Origin of the sequence: Leptolyngbya sp. CCY15150, from assembly GCF_016888135.1 — a bacterium.
GTDB lineage: Bacteria > Cyanobacteriota > Cyanobacteriia > RECH01 > RECH01 > RECH01.
Genome location: NZ_JACSWB010000292.1, coordinates 108,674 through 130,569, shown reverse-complemented (window position 1 = coordinate 130,569; position 21,896 = coordinate 108,674). Strand labels below are relative to the sequence as shown.

Below are 21,896 nucleotides of genomic sequence, written 5' to 3'. Positions count from 1 at the left end.
GGGTGAGGGTCTTCGAGGTTTGTCAGGTGCCCCATCTTGCCCCCTCATCCCCCAGCCCCTTCTCCCACGAGGGGAGAAGGGGAGCAAGAAGGTGTAGGTATTTCAAAGTCCCTCGCCCGTTCTGGGAGAGGGATTTAGGGTGAGGGTCTTCTGGAAGAGGGATTTAGGGTGAGGGTTTTCTGCGGAACTTTGCCGGAAGGGTGCGCCGTCTAGCGGACAATAGAATGGCGTCTAGGTTGGGTCTTATATATGGTGACGATGGAGCGAGGGGCCTGGCTGCTGGGGCCGTTGGCAGGGGCGATCGCCTCTGTGGTGTTAGCGAGTCCAGCGATCGCGGGCATCTGTCCTGCCCAGGTGGGTGATCAAATCCAGGCGATTACGCGGCGATCGGCGGTGAGCCGTGCCCAGTGGGGCATTGTCGTCGATACCCTAACGCCCGATTCACCTCTCTTTCCCCATTCCGGTGCTCCTACCCAGCGGCTGTATGACCAGGGGGGCGATCGCGCTCTGGTGCCGGCATCGAATGCCAAGGTTTTGGTGACCGCAGCCGCGCTACAGCGGTTTGGCCCCGACTACCGCATTCCCACCTCGATCTATCGCATGGGTTCTACGGAGCTGGGCAGTCCGATGATCTTGCGGGTGGTGGGGCGCGGTGACCCAAGCTTGAGCGATCAGCAGCTCCTCAGCCTCGCCCAGCAACTGCGCGACCAAGGCATCACGCATATTGATTGGCTGATTGGCGATGATTCCTACTTCCAGGGCGAAACGGTGAGCGCTAGCTGGGATGCGGAGGATCTACAGGCGGGCTATGGCGCACCCACCAATAGCCTAATCCTCAACCAGAATGCGATCGGCGTAAATCTCTACCCCCAGGCCGTGGGTCAGCCCCTGCGCCTAGAGTGGGACAATCCTAATGATGCACCGGGCTGGCAGGTGCGTAACAATACAACGACGGTGCCCCGAACAGCATCGGAATATATTGTGGTGGGTCGAGACATGGTGCAGTCGATCCTGTACCTGAGCGGTCAGCTTTGGGTGGGCTCTGAACCCGATCTATCTGCCGTGGCTGTCACCCAACCGGGCGATCGCTTCCTAGAACGGTTTCAGCAGGTTCTGGCAGAGCAGGGCATCACTGTGGGGCAAGCAGAAGTGGTGCGGGCTTCCATGCCGGATCCAGGGATCGAAATCGCAGCGGTGGAATCCTTACCGATGGTGGCGCTGGTGACGGAAGCCAATCGCCACAGCACCAATCTCTATGCAGAAGCGCTTCTACGGCAATTGGCGGTGGCAGAAAATGGCGATCGCGCTCGTACCTCGGCTCTGCAGGCAGGGCAGGAGGCGATCGCGGCCGTCTTGGCTCCCCTTGGCGTTGATAGTAGCCAGTTTCGCCTGGCCGATGGATCGGGGCTTTCTCGACAAAATTCTGTAACTCCAGCCGCTTTGGTGGATACCTTACAAGTGATGGGGCGATCGCCCGATGCCCAACTCTATCGCGATAGCTTGGCCGTAGCCGGCACCAGCGGCACCCTGCGCAACCGATTTCGCGATACGTCCGTCGCGGGTCGTCTGTGGGGTAAAACAGGTACGCTGCGAGATGTTGTAGCCTTATCTGGCTATCTGTATCCCCCTAATTATGATCCGGTGGTGTTTAGTATTTTGGTCAATGATCCAAATTTATCTTTGGGCGCGGCACGGCAGGCTATGGACGATATTATCCTAACGCTCCAACAACTCCAGTCTTGCTCTTAACTTCGTATCTGTAGATTAGACTGGCAGATTAGATAAATACGTTAACGATGGTCGGTGTCTACCCTACTGATTGCTGATCAGGCGATCGCCCAAATGTAGCCATGACGACTAGTGCTAGCATCGATGGATCGGGTATGGTGCGATATACCTTGAGATGTCTCAACATCACAATTCCATGCGATCGCGTGCTTAGGTTGATACTCTAGAACAAGAGAACACCTCGATCCAGTGGCGATGATTGAGGGGTCTCCCTTGCTAACATCAGGAGGGGTTTGAATATCAGCTACCCCTATGCTCTCCATGTACCTTCCTCAGGTCTCCCCGTACACCTAGAAGTAGGTTTTCTCCTGCAAGACTGCTAGCTGTCAGCATGGCCCACTCGTCTCCATGGTTCAATCGTTCGATTTCTCTGCGGCTCCTGCTGGTGCTACCGTTTGTCCTGCAAATTGCGATCGCTGTGGGTCTAACTGGATGGCTCTCCTTCCGCAGCGGTGAGCAGGCTGTGGAGGATTTATCGGGTCAACTGCGGGGTGAGGTGGGAGCGCGCATTCGGCAACATCTCGATGCAGAATTGATGATTGCCCATCAGCTCAACCGCATCAACCTTGATTTGCTCCAAAGCGATCGCCTAGATGGTGAGGATCTACCCGACCTCGGGCAGCATTTTTGGCAACAGCTTCAGCAATTTGACCAGATGGGGGTGATCTATTACGGTCAAGCCGATGGTCGTTTTATTGCCGCTCAGCGGGGTCTGGAAGGCGAATTTCTGTTTGTGAAACGAGAGCTGCCGCCCTCAGATGCGGAGGTGTTTTCTGCCGATGATCAAGGTGGTTTAGCGGAACAGGTTTCGATTATTCCCAACTTCATTGATATCCGTGAACGTCCTTGGTACACCGCAGGAGTAGATCAGGGTACCTTCACCTGGGGCGATATTTTTGCGTTGCAGGTCGTGCCTCGGATTGACCTGCCGGCCAGCGTGCCGGTGTTGTCGGCTGATGGCAACCTGGAGGGAGTTCTGGGCAATAATCTAGCGCTCACGAGCCTGAGTGATTTTCTGCAGGATCTGACGATTGGGCAATCGGGACAGGCGTTGATCCTAGAGCGATCGGGAGAATTGGTGGCCAGCTCTCGCTTGCCCCAGCCATTTGAGATCGATAACGATGGACAAACCCAGCGGCTTCTTGCAGCCGAGAGCGATGACGACGTGCTGCGGGCAACGGTGCAGCATCTTCAGCAGCAGTTTCGCTCCTTGGATCAGATTACGGCGGTGCAGCAGCTCGATGTGACCCTAGGGGGCGATCGCCAATTTATCGATGTGTTGCCCTATCGGGATGTCCATGGTTTGGATTGGCTGATTGTGGTGATTGTGCCTGAAGCAGATTTTATGGCGACCATTCATGCCAATACGCGCAGAACGATCCTGCTTTGTCTAGCGGCGCTGGTGCTAGCAACCTATTCCAGCACGCTAACGGCCCGTTGGCTGAATCGATCGCTGCTGACCCTCAACCGAGCTGCCCAACAGATCGCCGACGGCCAGCTCACGACGGAAATTAAGGGTAGCCGCATTCAAGAACTGGCGGAGTTAGGGCAAGCGTTCACCCAAATGGGGCACAATCTCCAAACCTCATTCCATCAATTGCAGGTGCTCAACCAGGCTCTGCAAAATAGCGAAAGCCGTCTAACCCAGTTCCTAGAAGCGCTGCCGGTCGGTGTAGTGGTCTTTGATCCGGCTAGCTGTTTGATCTATGTCAACCCCGTTGGCCGTAAGATTCTCAGCGGTCATGTGGGTACAACAGAAGCTGACCTCAGCGCCCTAGAGCAACGGTTGATCTATCAACTTGATCAACCCCATGCCCAGTCGCTGCAAGATGTGTTAGCTAAGCCGACCCTCGCAGGTCAAGCATTACATATTACAGATATAGAACTGCGACGGGATGGACAGGTGATTACCGTTGCCGTACAAACCATGCCTATCTGGGATGAACAAGGTAATATCGCCTACGCGATCGCTGGCTTCCAAGATATTAGCGATCGCCGCGCCATTGAACTTGCTCTGAAGCATAGTGAAACCAGGTTTCGAGCGATCGCCGCCAACGTGCCGGGCGCAATTTTGCGCTACGTGCTGCATCCAGATGGCACCGATTCAGTTCCCTACATTAGCCCGAGCTGTGAATATCTTTGGGAAGTGGATGCCGATGCCGTGAGGCAAAATCCTGAATTGCTCTGGCGGCCGGTGCATTCGGATGATTTACCTCGCATCCAGCAATCTATTGTCGAATCTGCCCGCACGCTCCATTCCTGGTCTGAAGAATGGCGGATTATGACCCCCTCGGGTCAGCTTAAATGGATTCAGGCCGTTGGCCAGCCCGAACGTCGTCCAGATGGCTGTACGGTATGGGATACGCTGGTGCTCGACGTGAGCGATCGCAAGCGGGCAGAAGAACAGCTTATCTATAATGCTCTGCATGATTCTCTCACTGACTTGCCGAATCGTAAATATTTGATGGAGCAACTGCGGCAAAAACTGCGCCGCACCGCACAGCTAGGTCTGCCCCATGTACAATTCGCTCTCCTATTCCTTGATCTCGATCGCTTCAAGGTGGTGAATGATAGTTTAGGGCATTTAGCAGGCGATCAGCTCCTGATCCAAGTGGCACAGGTGTTGCTGGCGATCGTGGATGGACAAGGTACCGTTGCCCGGCTGGGGGGCGATGAATTTGTGATCGTTCTAGATTCCATCAACACATCAGATGATGTTGTGCATTTAGCCAACCAAATCCTAACCGTATTCCGATCGCCCCTATCCTTAGATGGTCGAGAGATTACCCTCAGTACCAGTATTGGCATCGTGTTTGGATCTGCGACCTATCGTCATGCATCAGATCTGATTCGAGATGCTGATATCGCTCTCTATCAAGCTAAGTCGAAGGGACGCGCCCGCTATCAGATTTTTGATAGCGCCATGCATACCCAGGTGGTAAAACGACTGCACTTAGAAAATGATCTACGACGAGCGATCGCCCGTCAGCAATTTTTGGTCTACTACCAACCGCTGGTGGCGTTAGAAACCGGTGAATTGATAGGTTTTGAGGCGCTAGTGCGCTGGCAGCATCCTGTGCGAGGGCGCATTCCTCCCGATGACTTCATTCCCATTGCCGAGGAGACGGGTCTGGTTGTCCCCCTCGATCGCTGGGTTTTGCGTACCACCTGCCAACAGTTAGCATCCTGGAATGAGCGCTTTCAGGATGCTAAGCAGCTTAAGGTGAGCGTTAATTTATCCGCCCTTGATCTTCGCGATCCGCACCTGCTGCCGGATGTCATCGACATTTTAGCCCAAACGGGAATTCAGAGCCACTGTCTGAATTTGGAGCTAACTGAAAGTATGCTCGTTGATAATGTCGGTGACACGATCGCTCTCTTGTTACAGCTTAAGCAACAGGGGTTACAAATTAGTATTGATGATTTTGGTACGGGCTACTCATCCCTAAGTTATCTCTATCAGCTACCCGTCGATACTCTCAAGATTGATCGTTCGTTCGTCCATCAAATGCAACAGGGCGATCGCAACCACAAAATTGTGGAAACAATTGTGAATCTTACCAACCAGCTAGGCATAGCAGCGATCGCTGAAGGTATTGACTGTCTTGAACAAATTGATCTCCTGCGCCAACTGGGCTGTGAACTAGGGCAAGGTTATTTCTTTGCTCAACCCATGGCGGCTCAGGATGTAGAGGCGTTTATCACGCAGCACTATTTTCGCTATTGACATGCTGGGAAGAATCATTGAGTCGGTTTAGCATCGCACGACACATGAGGATTCTTCAATGCTCCATCAGCTTCAGCCCTGTTCTTGATCGTCCTATCTAGGACGATATTAACAAGACATGCACGGTCTATCTGCAACCGGCTTGAGAGCTTCATGGATCGAAAAACGCAGATTTTCCGAGATTCTTGGTATCGATACTAGATTTAGGGGAATACTAAATTCTGTACTCAATAAACAAGGCTAATTGCGAAAGGTCAAGCTTCATTAAGACTCAATCCCCATTTATGAATGATTATTTAGCATGGAGCCAGAGCAGTTGATCAAGTGAAAATCTTTCAAAGAATACGACTGCTCTATCTATGAAATGTAGCAAGCACCTCGATCAAAAGCATAACTATCTTGGTCGATGCGCCATGAGCGAATGACTCAACTTCAGTTTGAACAATTAAGCAAGTGACACTTGTAGACCCCTTAGTATTGCAATCATTAGTGAGAATGACCACAGCATCCTACTCCCAAGAAACCATAAGTCTCTTATCAGATATTGTTGGCCAACCTGTAACAAGCCAGCAGATCAATCCCAAACTTCTCTTTATGACAGCACTTGTGACTGCGATGCTGGGAGCACTGTGTGCCGATGGTGTTGTGGTAGAAGAAGAAAAAGAAACCTTCCAAAAGATTTTTAATCAGTTTTTCCCTTCAGAGAGCAAAATGGGGCAACTTGTTAGGGGGCTTAAGAAAAGTGTCCAGCAACGTGGTCTTTTTCAGGATCCAAGCCATCTTTCCCTGCTTGTTCAAGGTCTCTCTGAGTCTGAAAAGCTGTTGGTTCTGGCGTTTGCCTGTGAAATTGCAACTGCAGATAGCGATGTTGTAGCAGAAGAAATGCACTACCTTCAAAAGGTTAGCGGTCATCTTGAGCTAAGGTCTGACTACTTAGAGACTCTCCTCTCAGCATTTCAATCCCAGTCTCAGTCTGCAGACCCCAATTCAGTTTTTGATGTTCATAACCTTCTAGATCCTAGTCGATTTCAAGCTCATGACTTTGTCTTTGTGCGTATTGCCGATTACATAACGTCGAAACTACCGAAGACTCATGATGTCCATATCTCTGGTGAAGCGTCCGCTCTGAGCTACAAACAACTGGAGAATTTCAAGGTAGATCAGGATCGATTGCGGCATTTGTGCCAGTCTTTGCTGAGTATTACACAAGACTATGAAGAAAACGTTTGTCAAATTCCAGGACAAGCGCAGGATATTCTCAGTCTTTTAGACCAAGTCCGTAATCAGAAATTCCGAGTTGCAGTTGTTGGCGAATTTAGCCAGGGTAAATCAACGCTCCTGAATGCTCTTTTGGGTGAAGAAATTCAACCTGTTCGTGCTATTCCCTGTAGTGGTACGGTAACAGTGCTAAGATTTGGCGAAAAAACACGTGTATTGTGCGTTTATACTGATGGACGACAAGAAGAGATCCCATTTGAAAACTACCAGGAAAAAGCATCAATTTCTGAGCAGGCTGCACTGTGTGGATTGAGTGATGAACTTGGACAGTCTACCATCCAGGAAATTATCTTAGAGCATCCGAGCTTAGAACTATGCCGACATAATGTTGAAATTGTTGATTCTCCAGGCTTAAATGAACATCCCAACCGGACGGAAATTACCCAGCGCTTGCTGCAGAAAACCGATGCAGCCATATTCCTAGCTAACGCGTCTCGTCCCCTGACGCAAGGTGAGCGACTCTTGCTGGAGGACTTACGTTCTCAACTTAATCGAGGAGATCAGGATAGTCCGGCGGACAATCTCTTTGTGTTGGTTAACTTCATGGATCTTCTGCGTCGCCAGTCCGATCGCAAACAGGTTCGTCAGCTCGTTGAAAACTTTTTGCAAGGTAGCAATCCGATTGTCTCTGGTGATAATCGGGTTCATTTTATTTCTGCTCAAGCTGCTCTAGATGCAATTATTGAAGGTGAAGGTAATGAGTTTCTAGAGTCCTTTAAGGCGTTTACATCAGCCCTCGAACGTTTCCTCATTCATGATCGAGGTATGATTGTAGTCCGGCATAATGCACGACAACTGAAGACTATAGCTCAGAAATTTCAGGAGCAACTGCAGCAGTCTCTTAAGACTCTAGACGATAATATTCAACTTGTGGAATCGGACAAGAGGAAAATAGTTGATCAAATTGGCGAGGTGAGCAGTCGGGATTTTAAAATTCGAGCATTAGCTCAGTCCTTAGCTAATAAAGTTTTTGACCAAGTCACTGAGGGCTGGCAAGGGTGGACTCTGGAAATAGGTGGAGAAATAAGACAGAAAAGTGCAACCTGGAAAACAGAGCATCATCAAAAAGATAAGATTACCAGAGATTTCTCGAATCAGTTTATACAAGACATCTCCCATGAGATTGACACTCGATTGGAGAGAGAGGTTGTTCACAACATCCTTTCCCCTAACCTGGATGCCCTAGATGATTTTATCCTGGATGAAATGTGTGCTATTCAGGCGAATTTAGAAGCCTTAGATTCCAAAATTGGCTCAACCTTGGGGGGGCAGTTTAATCTATCCCTTAAAAATCTAGGAATTAACGTCAACTTTTCCAATTCACTAAATCCAGCCGAAGGTAGCGGTTTTATGGGGTTTCTTGGCTTTGGAGGAGGTAGTGGGTTGCTAAGTGGAATTGCCTTAGCTGGTTTGGGAGTGAGTTTTGTTCCTGTTTTGCTCATTGGTGCTGCTGCTGGTGTAATTATTGGCTGGCTAACAAGTAGTAGCACGGAAGAAAACTGCAGAAATGAAGTCTTGCAAAAAGGGCTAAAGCATTTTTCAAACTCATCAGACGAACTCCTAGACAAGGTTACCGACACTATTCAAGCCGCATTTGACGGAAGAGTTGAAGCATCATCCAAAGCGGTTCGGCAGTCAATCTCAATTCTCAACCTCTTTCTTGAAGAACAAGAACGCATAACTCATGAAACTGTCGAAAATAGAGAATCTGAGAAAGCCTATGTTCATCAGTGTCTTGGTAGGCTAAGTCAGCTCCAGCGCGATTTGGAATTTTTAGTGTCAGATGCCTGATGTCTAAGTATTAATTAGCGATCGCACTGCTTTAGCTCTGTTAACCTTATCTCAACTCTAAAGGATTTGATCATGATATATATATTTCCGCCTCTCATTCAACAAGGAATTGCATCTGGGAAATATTTCCCCGTCCTCTCAAATGGTGTGCCATTGAGCATGGTACGGGATGCTTCAGGTAGATTTGTTGCTCATGCAGTGGGTATGTTTAATGATAATGGAGATATACTATCTGGAAGCTCTATAACAGGTATTCAGGTGCCAGGATCAGCAATATTTCAGTCGCTCCAAGGTCTATCGACTTCAGTTGCTACTTTACAGGCGACCACAGCCGTGATTGGTGTTGGCACGGCTGTTACTGCAGCATTGACAGCCGTTAATCTATGGCAAACGCTGAAATTACGGCAAGATGTTAAGCAAATGCGGCTGGAGGTTCAAGATGGTTTTTTGGACATGAAAAAAGCATTGGCTGACCAGGGCAGTGAGATTATTCAACATATTCAGTTGGTTGCAGCGGATGTTGAGTTTCGCAATCATCGCACCATCTTGGTTAGAGCTTATGGTCTTTTTCAACAGGCGATCGCTCGACTGAAAATAGCCGTCAGCATTCAAGATCTTAGCCTTCGCTATGATGAAATTACAGCAGCGCGAGGCATGTTGTTTGATGCTCTAGCCGATTATAGAAATGATCAAATTTTGGATAATGTATGTTCAGCAGCGCGATTACGTAGACAGGAGTGTGCATGGGCGATAGAGCAAGCTATAGCAATGACATACCAGCTTCAAGGTGAACTCAGTGCCGTATGCGACCACTTGTCACACATACAACAAGTTATGCGCAAAGACATGGTCTCAGTTGTTGCATCTTGCTCTATTGACAGTGAGCTAGGATTTCTATTTCCTGAGATAACTCGTATCTATCATCACGATCTTGCCCTAGTGGAAGCTTGGCAAAATCATACTAGCTGGCAGAAGAGCTTGCCTCCGTCGGAATTGAAGCAACTGCAAGAGTTACCTGGGTCTGATGCAATGTCAGAAGTTGAAGATCAGGATGTTAGCATTGCGCTAAATAAACCTGTGGAGTATCAGATTTATAATGATGCTCAAACACAGTCTCATCCGATTGCGATACGTGATGGTCTGTTACTAATGATTGACGCTGGTCTTAGAGGACGGCAGGAGGATTATATTACTCAACGCGCTGCGAATAAAGGTTGGAATGCACTAACAAAACAGAATCTTCAGGCGGCATCTCCTTGGAACATTGCTAATCTATCAATTTACTTCAAGGTTGAAGATCAAGAGTTCGAATATCAATAGATATGTTTTCTTTGCCTGGGACAAGATCACTTAAGGGCAGCAAGGGTCAACCAAGCTATCGCTCCTACGATCACCAAAATCAATATCGACACAATCATGACCACCGTGCGACTTTGGGCAGGCATTAGGTCTCGTAGAAGATACACCTGATCAGGATCGACCTGAAACCCAGCCCGACGGCGAAGCCAAGCATCACTGACGCCCACGCCATCGCTGAGATAAAGGGTCATATCTGCAGGAACAAAGTCGGCGCGGTCTTTGGGGTGGAGAGAAAATAACATGCCCGTCACCGTCACAGGGCGATCGCTCTCCTGATATCTGCCCAACGCCTGCCTTTCCACCATCACCTGAACCGCTTGGGGCGGACGCCAATCCTGAGCTACTAACGGCACCCAGGTGACCGTCAGGGTGCGGGGGTATCGATTATTTGGGGTGGGCTGCAGACGATAGGTATCCGTCACCGTCAGTTGGGGTTGCGGGTAGCCCGTGAGACTGACATAGGCTGGCAGGGCTGTGGGAAGTTGGGCGATCGCCACGGGAATCGGCTCGCGGGGCTGGTTCCAGGTAGCGTAGAAGAGCGGCAAGACATGGATCAAGAGGCCGGTGAAGATGAGCCCTTGAAGGATGCCTAAGAAGGCTAAGGATTGAATGGTGCCGAGGGGTAACCTGGGGCCGAGGAATCGATGGGTGAGGTAAAGACTAGATATCAGAGCGATCGCGCCCCCCACTGCCCCGGTGGCATACACCAGCAGCCCCGGCACCGGCAGCCAAATCCCCACGCTGATGCCGATGATCAACCCAAGGGTGTTGAGGACGAAAGCGATCGCCCGCATCCAGCGATGGTGAGGGATAGTGAGGAACATGGGTCAGATAACTCTAACGCTTGCATAAGCACGACACCAGCCCCAAAGCTATTGTAAGGAGTCGGCAAATCATAGGTTTTGAAGGGTTCTAGAGGTGAGATATCCTCTGCTGCTTCTAGATCCTCTGCCAGAATCCGAATCAGCTTCAGCTTCTCAACAGTAGAGAGCTGACGAACAGAGGGAAGAACTTCAGATAAAGTCATGTGCGGTCTCCCAGTTTAAAACTCCATACTTAAAGTTTAGTGGGCAGTAGTCGGAATGTTAAAAAAGTCCTGAAAGCATCCCATGAACAGGAAAGCGATCGCTCCCCTAACTACCCTTGTGGCAGACATCAGCGGACTTGGCTATACATCGGTGATCACTTCAACGGTGCCCGCTTCACCATCCAGCCGCACCCGTTGCCCATCCCGCAACCACTCCATCGCATTCTGCACATTCATCACCGCTGGAATGCCATACTCCCTGGCCAAAATTGCCCCGTGGGATAGACGGCCACCCACCTCGGCAATTAATCCTCCAGCTCGGGCCAACACCGGCGACCAGCCAGCATCGGTGTAGGGCACCACTAAGATGGTCGTGGAATCGATGGCCATGCCGGGCTGCAGGGTGCGCAGGATTTTAACCGTGCCTTCCACATAGCCAGGACTTGCAGCAATTCCCCGCAACGATGACGCGGAAACCTGAAGCGATCGCTGCCCCCGAGGGGGTTCGTTGCCGTAGACTAGCCAGGGTACAGCTGGCGTGGCTTGATCCTGCTGGAATTGCGATCGCCGTTCGCTGATGCGGGTAGATAAGGTAGCGGCTAGGTCACCTTCGGGCTCATTCAACAGACGGTGGATTTCTTCATCGGTGATAAAAAAGATATCTCCAGGATCCGTGAGGAGCCCACTGGCGAGCCAATGCAGTTCGATGGCGACATAGCTCCAGCGTAGTTCAGCTAAGAGGCGGTTATAGACCTCGGTGACGCGACCTTTGAGGGTAAGGCGAGCCTGCACCTGTTGCGATCGCCATGATTGTGTCTCCGGTGGCGGACTGATGATCTGGGTGGGCTGGTTTAGATACTGTAAAAACAGTTCGCGCACGGGTTGGGGGGCTTCCCGCCAGCGCGGTACGGCAATGTCGGTGGCTACTTGGCTAAGATAGCCATATTCGTTCAAAAATTGGTTGAACTGGGTAAGAACAGCTTGGCCATCTGTGGTTTCGCTCAGACTGGCAAACAGGGCTGAGCCTGAATCGGGGACTTGGGCCCGGGCGATCGCTCCGACTAGGGGACGGCAGGACTGGGCTAACCGTTGCAGCGATCGCAGGGAGGCAATTTCTGGCTGGGTTTGAACATTGAGGTCGTTGTCGGATACCTTGAGCATCGCTTGCCGCAGGGCAACGCTGAGGGGAGCCATGATGCTGTAGTAGGTGGCGCGGCGCAGGAGGGTCGAAATTAACTGAATGCGGCCGAGGATGGCGGATGGCTGCTGTCCCTTGGCGGGATGGGCGATGAGTTGGCGTAGACCGGGGGTAAAGAGATCCTGGTCGTCTTGCTCAAAGTCTTGCGCTAGGCGCAGTTCTCGCCCTAGCAGTTTCAGCAATCCCGGCACATTTTTGAGGGTGGAGAGGATCGGCGGCTTACTGAAGGGGGTGCCTCGGGTAAGAAATTCTAGGCTTTCGGGCGGGAGACCCATGCGCCGAAAAATCTGTCCTAGCAGTGATGCATTGAAGTAGGCGGAGGAGTGGTGTAGGGTGGCGGTTTCGGTGAAATCTAACCCTCGGGCGCGATCGCCGAGGACGATGGTAAAAATCTCGCCCCATACGCCGCAGGTCAGGGGACGGTTGATCGACCAGGTGAGGGGACGAATCCAGCCAGGGATCACCTCAGCGGCAATTTTTCTTGTCCAAATCGGCAGGAGTGTGGTGATCGGTCGGCTTTGTAAAACCCAAAGCTGCTGACCGTCATAGCTCCATTCAATATCCTGGGGAATGCCGTGGTAGCGGGCTTCGAGATGGCGGGCCAGGTAGGCCACTTGCTGGATTAATCGCGGCGGCACATCGCCCTCACCTTCCATGGGGAACGCGATCGCTTCTGGCAAACGCCACGGTGGATTAGCCACCGCCTGGGTGGTGGTCAAATCTGCCTCGGTCACCATCACTTGGTAAGACTCTGGGGTCACCTGCCCTGAGACGACTCGTGCGGCGGAACCCGGTAGCGCCTCGATCACCACGCTGTCCCCTTGACGGCTGATGGGATCACGGCTGAAGGCCACGCCGGAAAAGACGCCCGATACTTGAACTTGGACGAGGACGGTCATCGCTTCATCTCGAATGCCGCGATCGCGTCGATACTGCACTGCCGTGGGCCGGTTGTATGAGGCTTGGCATTGGGTGATCGCTTGGGCCAGGGCCTCGCGACTGGTGACCTGGGCGATAGATTCATACTGTCCAGCAGCGGAGGTGGATTCAGAATCTTCGCCGATCGCGGATGAACGGACAATGAGCGGCTGCTCTGGAGTGGGATTGAGCATCTCGATCATCGGCGAAGGGTCATCCCCCGGCGGCAACACCCAGCCCATGGGCACGGGGTAGCCCCAGGTTGTGAGCTGGGCAAGGGTGGCAACCTTCGCACCAAATTTTTTGGCATCATTGGCCTGAGCGAGGGTTGGGACGGCGCGATCGCCTCGGAAGAAACGAAACATGGTTTTTGATCCAGGTTGGGCTTGCCCGGTGGATAGGTCTAAATCGTCCGGCATCTTATGATAAATCCAAGCCATGAGAACACTGAGGATGAGAGTTGCGACTACGCGATCGCCCTGGGTGGGATGCAGCAAGGCCGCAAACACCGGCAGCAGCACCAGGACGACTAAACGACCCTGGCGCTTCTCTCGAAAAATAGTAAAGCTAATTAAACTCAGCAGCAGCACAAGACCGGAGGCTAGCCAATCATGGACGATGTAGCCCCAGGTAACGTTGGTGGTACCGGCTCCCCGTCCTCCCCAATAGCGCCCCATCACTAGGGCAATCAGGGCAATCACTTCCCAGGTTGGATTGGTAGGAAAATAGGATCGCGCTAGCCATACAACGCCTATGCCCTTACCCGCTTCTAGGAGAACAGCCATCACTCCCGCCATCGTTCCGCCATGGTAGAACGCTGCCGAGACACTAAGATTCCCGGTGCCTAGGTGGGCCAAATCTTTGCGGGTGAGCCCATAGGTTAGCCAACGGATCAAGGGTAGCCCGCCGAGCAGTGGGCCAATCACCATAATCAATAAGGCACCCAACACTTGTGTAGGGGTCATAGTTTTTAGTCAGTGCCTGAGTCGCGCAACGACGCCTGTCCTATCGCACTGTATAACAAACCTGCCGGATCTGCAGCAAGACTGCCTATGCAGGGGTTGGGCTATGTCAAGCGCTGATTAGTTGGAGGCGATCGCTGCCGTACAGTGACGAATTTGGTCGATCACCGATCGCACCCCGTCGAGGTCAATACGATAGCTGAGGGGATGGGCAATCAGCCGAGCGGTGCTGGTAAACAACGGCTCAATTTCAATCAAATGATTTTCCTGAAGAGTGCGCCCTGTGGCTACTAGATCCACGATCGCTTCCGACATGCCCGTAATCGGCCCCAATTCTACGGAACCGTAGAGCGGCACAATTTCCACCGGCAGGTTCAACCCTTGGAAATAGCTGCGGGCACAGTGGACAAACTTGGACGCCACCCGACTGTGGGGCGGTAGGTCGAGGGCGGAACGATAGGGGCTGGAAGCCTTGACCGCTACCGACATGCGGCATTGCCCAAATTGCAAATCAGCCAGTTGAGCAACTTGGGGTTGCTTTTCACAAAGCACATCATAGCCCACCACCCCAAGCTGCGCCTGCCCATATTCAACATACACGGGCACGTCATAATTTCTCACCAACAGCGCCTTGGCTCGATGGCTTGCATCCCAAATTTCAAGCTGCCGATTGGAGCTATCGAGGAAGGCGCTAAAGTCGAGACCCACCGCCTTAAACAGCCGGATGCTGTCGTTCAGGAGTGCGCCTTTGGGTAATGCCACAGTAATCATGGAACGCGATCGCAATGGGGTGACTAAACGATGAACGAACATGTTGAACGAATCTGTTGCCTCGTCCCAGCCGACGCAAGGGGCGGCAGGTGAACATGACCGGTTCGATCGCTCACGTATTCTACCAGCCCTTGCCATAAAAATAGGGGCTCATGCCCCGATGATCCGCCCACCTAGACCAGACGACGCTGATCCAGGTTGGTTGGCACGGTCGTGGTTTGCATTGTAGGGGTGCGAAACCATGGGGCGATCGCTAGTCTAGATAGCCCATCAGCGTTAGGGGATCATCAAGTTCATTGGAGGCAATGGGGCGATTGCCAAGCACCATATGGGCATTCAAAAGATCGGCGCTGCTGGCTACGATCGGGCGATGACCCGGCAACAAGTCGGAGCTAACAATTTCCATCTCGCTAGAAAACACGGGGCGATTGCCAACGGCCGTCATGCCAAAGATGTGCAGGTTGCTGGGCTCGATGGGACGGTTGCCCATGAAAAAGCGAGGCTGAGCAACTTCAATGGAACTAGATTCTTCTTTTGATTTCACGGTGAGGGCGGCTCCTTGAGTGGACGATGCTTTACTTCTAGACGAGGACGGCTTGTCCTTCGGGGGTTCGGAGCTAGGCGTTCCGTTATCTTGGGTAGCGTCTGTAGCCATGGGTGAATACCTCTCTATAGTCAACCTGCGGGCGGCCAAGACAGGATGCGAGCCTATCTGAACGCCTAATGCTCTGATCTTATAAGAATCTGAACAAGGACTAAACACCGGATGCTGCCCTGATCGCGGTTTGACGTGGATGTTTCCTGTTCAGCGATGAACCATGATGCTGATTCAGGCTGACGCGATCGCCCAGGAATGCCCTACGTCCTACTTGCAGCCCAACAGGTTGTGTAGGCACCAATGGCCTGCACGATGAAGGGCTCGTGAACGAGAATGGGGGTGTTTAGGACGTCTTTGTTCAAATAGTTTTAGGTGGAACGGTTTAATTGGATACTTTAAATCTAAACTAAACCTTGAGCTTACCTAAATACTACAGGTGAAGACGCAGTCATGACTAGACGATTACAATTCAGTTCTTGTGATCAGACTGATTTGAGATTGTAATCATCCCTGCTCTGAGTTTGTTGCATCAGCCATCTGCCGTTGCCCGCCCGTTGATACCCTAGTTTAGGGCGATCGCTCTCTGCGGCTCATTGGGGGGCGATCGGGGTGATCGGGTGCTGTTGTTAGTGTGAATAGTTGACCATGAGTGCTCTGGTTCCTCGTCCTCGGCATATGCCCCCAACTCATTCTCTGCTGAGTTTGGAGTCTACCGTCTGCGACCTTGGGCGCTACCACTTTCAGGTTGAGGCAACGCTGAGCTGCGCCGAGATTTGGCCCATCCTCAACCAGTATCCCAAGCTGCCCGGCGTGGTGGTGCTGCGCCAGGGCGATTGGCATGGCATGATCCCGCGCCTGCCGTTAATGGAGCTGATGCTGCGATCGCACCTAGAGGGCAATCTCAAGACCCTAACCTTGGCGATCGCCCACAGCTATCGTCCTCAGATGCCTCTCTGTGTTGCAGCCGAGACGCCAATTTTGACGGCAGCCCAGCAGGCTCTGCAGCGATCGCTGCCTGACCAATCGGCACCTATTATGGTGCAGGAAAGCACGGGGGACTATAGCTTGCTGGATGCCCATGAGCTGAATGTGGCCCATTGGCAACTGCGGGGCATTGAAGTGCAAAGCCGCTATGAGCGCACCCAGATCCATATGATTCGCCATGAAAAGATGGCTAACCTAGGACGCTTGGTGGATGGGGTAGCCCATGAAATTCTCGATCCGGTAAGCTTTATCTGGGGAAATCTCAGCCACATTGCCGACTATACCGATCAACTGTTGCAGGTGGTGGCGGCCTATCGCCAGCAGGGGGGAGCGCTACCTGAGATGGGGCTGGATGAAGAGGAGCTAGACTACCTGCAGCAGGATTTACCGAAGGCGATCGCTAGCATCCAATCTGGGGCAAAACGCTTGAAAAATCTAGCGTCTAGCCTACAAAACTTTTGCCATATGGATGAGGTATATCCCAAGCCCGCCGATATGCATGAAGCCCTTGATAGTTTGGTGCTGTTGGTGAATAGTCGCCTGAAGGGGGAGATCCAACTGACGCGTACCTATGGGCATCTGCCGCCGCTCACCTGTCATATTGGGCAACTGAATCAGGTGTTGATGTCGCTGCTGCTGCAGTTTGTGGATGAACTGTTGAGCGACGTGGCCCACCGTTCCGTGGCGGCGAATCTAGCTGGGGCATTGTTTTCCCAGGCAGCGATCGCCCTGCCCCTTCCTGAGATTGCCATTACTACCCAGGTGCTGTCGCCCCACCACGATCAGCCGGGCTGGATGAGTCGCGGTCAGGGGGCTTTTGAAGCCTGGATGCAGGCTACGGCTCCATCGGAGGCGATCGCCCCGTCTACCCAGCGCTGGATCTCGATTCAAGTCAGCCGCAATGGTGCCCCCTGGACGGCAACCCAGCAGCAGGAGTTGACCGATACCCTGTCCAGCGATCGCTGGCATCAACCCCTGGCCCTCAGTCATCGCATCATTGCCGCCCATGGTGGATATCTCCGGTGGCGATCGCCCCATCAAGATGCGGCAGGGGCGGCGTTTGAAGTTCTGTTGCCGCTGGTGTAATCTGACCAGTAACACCCATTCCTGGCTCCATGACCTCATCTCCCACCCTGCTTCAATCCCATGCCTGCTTCGGCGGCACCGTTGCCTACTATCGCCATGCTTCCCAGACTTGCCGCAGTGAGATGGGGTTTGCGGTCTTTATTCCGCCCCAAGCGGCGGCCGGCCCGGTGCCGGTGCTGTACTATCTGTCGGGATTGACCTGCACGGAGGATAATTTCACCGTCAAGGCCGGAGCCCAGCGCTATGCGGCTGAGCACGGGCTGATGCTGGTGGCTCCCGATACCAGCCCGCGCAAGACGGGTATTCCTGGGGAAGATGACGATTGGGACTTGGGCAGTGGAGCTGGATTTTATGTAGACGCGACGGCGGAGCCTTGGAGCCAGCACTACCAGATGTATAGCTATGTGGTGCAGGAGTTGCCCGAGCTGATTGCTGAGCAGTTTTCCATCCGCCGCGATCGCCAAGGGATTTTCGGCCATTCTATGGGTGGTCATGGGGCGCTAGTCTGCGGTTTGCGCCATCCGGAGCGCTACCGATCCATCTCGGCCCTAGCCCCGATCGCCGCTCCCATGCGCTGTCCTTGGGGGCAAAAGGTTTTTAGCCATTACCTTGGAGATGATCCATCCACTTGGGCGGCCTACGATGCTAGTGAACTCGTCGCGACCATGGCCAGCGATCGCCCCATTTTGATCGATCAAGGCACCGCCGATCCTTTTTTGGAGCAGCAGCAGCTCTTGCCCGAGGTGTTTGAGCAGGCCTGTCGGCAAGCTGGACAACCGTTGACGTTGCGGATGCAGGAGGGCTACGACCACGGCTATTTCTTCATCGCCACGTTCATGGACGACCACATCCGTCACCATGCGGTAGCACTGTGTATTGATTAGCGATCGCCCTCAGGAAAACCCTATGAATAGCCACGACCTTGCCGCCTACATTGAAGCCACCGATGGCCTGTCTCAGCCTTGGCTGTTGGTGCAATTGCGGCTGAAAAAACTCCAAGAGCGCAAGGCTAGCTTGTCTACTGAGGCCTATGTGCAGGAAATGAGCGATATCTATCAGGACATGATGAAGTTGGGAGAATGGTGGGTTGGTCTTGAAGATCAGGTGTTCAAGTCGCCGCCGTCTGAGCCGGATTGACTCATGTCCTGATACCTAAGCAGCCTGTAGAAGCTAGCTGCCTGATATGGTAGGAGCCAGATGGGTTAGGATAGCCAGAGATTAGGGTGTTTTGAACCTGTGCCGGCGGGTTTGGTCTGCATAGCCGCGACGTTTGGTCACCGGGGTGCTAGCTGCCAGTCAAAAAAGTGGCAAGGTTCCTCCGGAGTTGTCCGTGACAATTTTGTCTAATAGAACTAGAGGCTCGATGCCCTGCATCCGGTCTCCTATTGTTTCAACAGTACCCCCTATGGTCTCTTCCAATTGGACATATGCCGTTAGCCCTGATGATATTGCTGAACTGGGCGCGTCTCTCCGACAAGTGAAGCAGCAGCTTAAGCCTGGGCGGGTTTGGTATTACGGTGGTGAAACCTATTTTGATGTGCTGTTTGACGTGCAGGACGGCGACATTCAGTGGTTTCAATTTACCCTGCGGGGGCGATCGCTCACCTGGGATCGTAAGGGCAACCTGATCCGCACTGGCAATACGAATGAACTAGATGCAACCCAGGCTCTAGAGTATCCGGCCAGCAAGCTCATTCAAGACGATAGCCAGGCAGATACGGACTTTATTGCCTTGGTTCAATCAATTTTGGCAACCCGTCCCCAGGAAGCTATTTTCCAACAGGTGCTCAATCTGCTGTCCCAGTCCCATGGTGGCGATCGCCCTCCCGTTGATGGGCAACTGGATGGGTAGCTGGCCATACCTGTATCTCACCTGTACCTGCTGGAGATAGTTCACCAATGCGGGCAGATTGATCTAACCTGGGAACACTAGGGCTGGGCAGCACCGCTGCCTAGACTGCCCTATTGCTCGTGCCCTGGATTTTATGATGCAATCTTCGAACTCAGCGCCGCCCTCGTCCCAAGCTGCTCAAGTGCGCCAAACCCGTGAGCAGTTTGTATCGCCAGAGGATTACCTGTCCTACGAATTGGGAAAAGCGGTTCAAGAATTACCGCCGCTCTACACGCGGTTGCTGGCCGGTAGTTTAACGCTGCTGGTCTTTGGGGCGATCGCTTGGGCCCATTTCAGCGAAATAGATGAAGTGGCGATCGCTCCCGGTGAACTGATTCCGTCGATGCAGGTGCGACCCGTGCGGGCTCTGGAAGGTGGCGTGATCAGCAGCATCAATGTTGAAGAGGGCGATCGGGTGGAAACGGGAGATATTTTGCTGGAGAAGGATCCCGATCTCAATCAGTCTGAGGTCGATCGTCTACAGCAGGCGGCGGAGTTGGTGCGTCAAGACCTAGCTCGCCTAGAGGCAGAGCGGAGCGGCAATGCCACCACAGGGGTGCCGTTGCAGGATCAATTGCTGGATGCGCGTCTGCAGGAATTTGATACCCGCCGTACGTCAGCGATCGCCGAGGCCGCTCGTCAGGAGTCTACGATTGCTGAAGCGCGATCGCGGTTGGCTCGGCTGGAGGGCAATTTGGAAAATGCCTATCAGTTCCTAGAGAATGCTGAGCGCCGGGAAGCCAGCCTGCGGGAATTGGTGGGCGATGCCATCCCGCGCTTTGATTACCTGGAAGCCATCGATCGCCTCACCCAAGCCCAGGATCAGGTGTCGTCCATTGAGCGAGAAATTGAGGGACAGCAGCAGGTGATTGTTCAGGCGGAAGCAGCGTTTCAGGCTGCCCAAAGTGCGATCGAACAACTGACCTCCGAGCGCCGCAGTGAAATTCTAGGCCAGCTCACCCGCCGTCAGGAAGAATTGTCGAACATCGAAGGACAGCTCAACCTCGCGGAGATTCGCAGCGGTGGCGATGCGGTGCGGGCCCCGGTGGCAGGACGGGTGTACAACATTCAGGTCACCCTGGCGGAAGGGACGGTCGCACCTGGCGAAGAACTGCTGTCAATTTTGCCGGACGGGGACAACCTCTGGTTAGAGGTGAAGGTGATGAACCGTGATATTGGCTTTATTGCCGAAGGGATGCGGGCGAAGGTCAAGGTGGCAACGTTTCCGTTCCAAGAGTTTGGCGTAATTGAGGGTGAAGTAGTGCGCATCAGTCCCAATGCCACGTTGGATGAAGATTTGGGGCTGGTGTATATGGCTCAGATTCGCCTCAATCAATCCGCCGTAGCGGTGCGGGGAACGTTGGTGCCCTTAGCGCCAGGCATGGCGGCGACAGCGGAAATTGTCACCCGTCAAAAGTCGGTGCTGACGTTCTTGCTGGAACCGATTACCCGCCGCTTTGATGAAGCTTTCTCGGTGCGCTAGGGCAGGTGGTCGGGCGTTTGTTGCCAGGCGGGATCCGAACAGGTGAAGCTATGGCACTGGGCGATCGCTCGCCATTCTCGCAGGGCAATGGGCGGCGCTTTCAGTTCCACTAGGGTGTCATCATGGGTAGGAATCACCAGCCACTGGGGACTATCGCCTTGTAGATCTGCGAGAGCTGCGGTCAGCCGATATTGGCCGACATTGTTGCCGGGACGTCCTTGGGTAAACAGTTCATCAATGGCGGTGGGGGCTTGATGGGTATGCCCGACGGTATCCCGCAGGATCAGCGGCTGGTCTTGATCAATATCGACACTGCCAGGAAAGCTGACGAGCCGCAGGTAGAGAAGGGTTTCGTCGTGGGGGGTGACTCGCTTGAAGGCGATCGCTTGCCAGGTATGGCGATCGCGATCCCGTAGGGTTTGGCGAGACTGGTAGAGCATCTGGGTTGGGGTTTCCAGATGGGTACGAACGTCAGCCCGTGCTGGTGCCCCAGACCCAAGGGTCAGCGTGATGAATATCAGAAGGATAGCGATCGCCCGCCCCCATCGATTGAGCAGGGCATGGGGAAAACGGATAGTCAACACCATGAGTCACCAGGTAGTCCTATGGATCACCATATCTGGCTGTACTGATTCTGTCATCCATCGCGGGCATTAAAACAGATGCAGGGTTTGGCTAGCCTGCACTAGTCCTGGCACGGCCTCCGCAGCCCAGGTGCCCTCTGCCCGCCGTCCTTGCCGCAGAATGATGTGGAGTTCGTAGGCATGGGGATAGCCCTCTGCTTCCAGCCAAAGGCGATCGCTTTCCACGTCGCAGCAAATCCGCTCCTCATCCATCAGCTCATGGCTCATCTGCTCAAGGGTCTCGGCCAATTGCAGCACCAGCCGACAAAAATCCTGCCATTCTTCACGGGTGAGTTCAATCGCCCAACCGGCACCGCCCACAAGGCCAACAAACGGCTCTGATTCTGGATTCCAGCCTAGCCGCCAGCCATCGCCTTCTTTAACCTGTCGCGTCGATGTCCTGCTGTCCATG

General features: G+C 53.0%; 15 protein-coding genes and 1 pseudogene. 9 read left to right on the top strand and 7 right to left on the bottom strand.

What is annotated here, in order from left to right:
- Positions 1-249: 249 nt before the first annotated feature.
- The 4 genes from dacB to JUJ53_RS23550 all read left to right on the top strand — a co-directional run bounded on the left by dacB (position 250) and on the right by JUJ53_RS23550 (position 9,904).
- The gene (gene dacB / locus JUJ53_RS23565; protein ID WP_204154494.1) at positions 250-1,749 is read left to right on the top strand and encodes a D-alanyl-D-alanine carboxypeptidase/D-alanyl-D-alanine-endopeptidase; all 1,500 of its coding nucleotides are present in this window, start codon (positions 250-252) and stop codon (positions 1,747-1,749) included.
- Positions 1,750-2,119: 370 nt separating this feature from the next.
- Positions 2,120-5,515, top strand: coding sequence for an EAL domain-containing protein (locus JUJ53_RS23560; RefSeq protein ID WP_204154493.1), 3,396 nt, complete (start codon positions 2,120-2,122; stop codon positions 5,513-5,515).
- Positions 5,516-6,010: 495 nt separating this feature from the next.
- Positions 6,011-8,584, top strand: coding sequence for a dynamin family protein (locus tag JUJ53_RS23555; protein WP_204154492.1), 2,574 nt, complete (start codon positions 6,011-6,013; stop codon positions 8,582-8,584).
- Positions 8,585-8,656: 72 nt separating this feature from the next.
- Entirely contained in the window at positions 8,657-9,904 is a 1,248-nt protein-coding gene (locus JUJ53_RS23550; RefSeq protein ID WP_204154491.1) for a hypothetical protein, read from the top strand.
- A gap of 26 nt (positions 9,905-9,930) precedes the next feature.
- On the opposite strand, the gene JUJ53_RS23545 is transcribed toward JUJ53_RS23550, so the two are convergent.
- The 5 genes and pseudogenes from JUJ53_RS23545 to JUJ53_RS23525 form a co-directional block, all read right to left on the bottom strand.
- Positions 9,931-10,767 carry a hypothetical protein gene (locus tag JUJ53_RS23545; protein ID WP_204154490.1) on the bottom strand — a complete coding sequence of 279 codons (837 nt, stop codon included), beginning with the start codon at positions 10,765-10,767 and terminating at the stop codon, positions 9,931-9,933.
- A gap of 2 nt (positions 10,768-10,769) precedes the next feature.
- Positions 10,770-10,970: pseudogene (locus JUJ53_RS23540) on the bottom strand (hypothetical protein); the annotation flags it as partial.
- Between the two features lie 141 nt (positions 10,971-11,111).
- Positions 11,112-14,051 (bottom strand): glycerol-3-phosphate acyltransferase, encoded by a 2,940-nt coding sequence (locus tag JUJ53_RS23535; protein WP_204154488.1) that lies wholly within the window; start codon positions 14,049-14,051, stop codon positions 11,112-11,114.
- Positions 14,052-14,168: 117 nt separating this feature from the next.
- Positions 14,169-14,819 carry an ATP phosphoribosyltransferase gene (gene hisG, locus JUJ53_RS23530; protein ID WP_204154525.1) on the bottom strand — a complete coding sequence of 217 codons (651 nt, stop codon included), beginning with the start codon at positions 14,817-14,819 and terminating at the stop codon, positions 14,169-14,171.
- Between the two features lie 253 nt (positions 14,820-15,072).
- Complete coding sequence (locus tag JUJ53_RS23525) at positions 15,073-15,474, bottom strand: hypothetical protein (protein WP_204154487.1); 402 nt, start codon at positions 15,472-15,474, stop codon at positions 15,073-15,075.
- 588 nt (positions 15,475-16,062) lie between these two features.
- On the opposite strand from JUJ53_RS23525, the gene JUJ53_RS23520 reads away from it, so the two are divergent.
- From JUJ53_RS23520 to JUJ53_RS23500, 5 genes are all read left to right on the top strand, one after another.
- Positions 16,063-17,487: a sensor histidine kinase gene (locus JUJ53_RS23520; protein WP_204154486.1), complete on the top strand. Its 1,425-nt coding sequence runs from the start codon at positions 16,063-16,065 to the stop codon at positions 17,485-17,487.
- A gap of 29 nt (positions 17,488-17,516) precedes the next feature.
- Positions 17,517-18,371 (top strand): S-formylglutathione hydrolase, encoded by an 855-nt coding sequence (gene fghA / locus JUJ53_RS23515; protein WP_204154485.1) that lies wholly within the window; start codon positions 17,517-17,519, stop codon positions 18,369-18,371.
- 22 nt (positions 18,372-18,393) lie between these two features.
- The gene (locus JUJ53_RS23510; RefSeq protein WP_204154484.1) at positions 18,394-18,624 is read left to right on the top strand and encodes a hypothetical protein; all 231 of its coding nucleotides are present in this window, start codon (positions 18,394-18,396) and stop codon (positions 18,622-18,624) included.
- Between the two features lie 268 nt (positions 18,625-18,892).
- Positions 18,893-19,339, top strand: coding sequence for a hypothetical protein (locus JUJ53_RS23505; protein ID WP_204154483.1), 447 nt, complete (start codon positions 18,893-18,895; stop codon positions 19,337-19,339).
- A gap of 136 nt (positions 19,340-19,475) precedes the next feature.
- A complete protein-coding gene (locus JUJ53_RS23500) occupies positions 19,476-20,861 on the top strand; it encodes an HlyD family type I secretion periplasmic adaptor subunit (RefSeq protein WP_204154482.1) in 1,386 nt (461 codons plus the stop codon).
- On the opposite strand, the gene JUJ53_RS23495 is transcribed toward JUJ53_RS23500, so the two are convergent.
- A complete protein-coding gene (locus JUJ53_RS23495; RefSeq protein WP_204154481.1) occupies positions 20,858-21,448 on the bottom strand; it encodes a DUF3122 domain-containing protein in 591 nt (196 codons plus the stop codon). The genes JUJ53_RS23500 and JUJ53_RS23495 overlap by 4 nt on opposite strands.
- Before the next feature lie 66 nt (positions 21,449-21,514).
- Positions 21,515-21,895 (bottom strand): DUF1818 family protein, encoded by a 381-nt coding sequence (locus JUJ53_RS23490; protein WP_204154480.1) that lies wholly within the window; start codon positions 21,893-21,895, stop codon positions 21,515-21,517.
- Position 21,896: the final 1 nt, after the last annotated feature.

Coding starts and splice junctions, on each gene's coding strand:
- JUJ53_RS23545 (WP_204154490.1), bottom strand. CDS start 10,767: ATGTTCCTCACTATCCCTCACCATCGCTGGATGCGGGCGATCGCTTTC.
- JUJ53_RS23520 (WP_204154486.1), top strand. CDS start 16,063: ATGAGTGCTCTGGTTCCTCGTCCTCGGCATATGCCCCCAACTCATTCT.
- JUJ53_RS23500 (WP_204154482.1), top strand. CDS start 19,476: ATGCAATCTTCGAACTCAGCGCCGCCCTCGTCCCAAGCTGCTCAAGTG.
- JUJ53_RS23560 (WP_204154493.1), top strand. CDS start 2,120: ATGGCCCACTCGTCTCCATGGTTCAATCGTTCGATTTCTCTGCGGCTC.
- dacB (WP_204154494.1), top strand. CDS start 250: ATGGTGACGATGGAGCGAGGGGCCTGGCTGCTGGGGCCGTTGGCAGGG.
- JUJ53_RS23525 (WP_204154487.1), bottom strand. CDS start 15,474: ATGGCTACAGACGCTACCCAAGATAACGGAACGCCTAGCTCCGAACCC.
- fghA (WP_204154485.1), top strand. CDS start 17,517: ATGACCTCATCTCCCACCCTGCTTCAATCCCATGCCTGCTTCGGCGGC.
- JUJ53_RS23555 (WP_204154492.1), top strand. CDS start 6,011: ATGACCACAGCATCCTACTCCCAAGAAACCATAAGTCTCTTATCAGAT.
- JUJ53_RS23510 (WP_204154484.1), top strand. CDS start 18,394: ATGAATAGCCACGACCTTGCCGCCTACATTGAAGCCACCGATGGCCTG.
- JUJ53_RS23535 (WP_204154488.1), bottom strand. CDS start 14,051: ATGACCCCTACACAAGTGTTGGGTGCCTTATTGATTATGGTGATTGGC.
- JUJ53_RS23550 (WP_204154491.1), top strand. CDS start 8,657: ATGATATATATATTTCCGCCTCTCATTCAACAAGGAATTGCATCTGGG.
- JUJ53_RS23505 (WP_204154483.1), top strand. CDS start 18,893: ATGGTCTCTTCCAATTGGACATATGCCGTTAGCCCTGATGATATTGCT.
- JUJ53_RS23495 (WP_204154481.1), bottom strand. CDS start 21,448: ATGGTGTTGACTATCCGTTTTCCCCATGCCCTGCTCAATCGATGGGGG.
- hisG (WP_204154525.1), bottom strand. CDS start 14,819: ATGATTACTGTGGCATTACCCAAAGGCGCACTCCTGAACGACAGCATC.
- JUJ53_RS23490 (WP_204154480.1), bottom strand. CDS start 21,895: ATGGACAGCAGGACATCGACGCGACAGGTTAAAGAAGGCGATGGCTGG.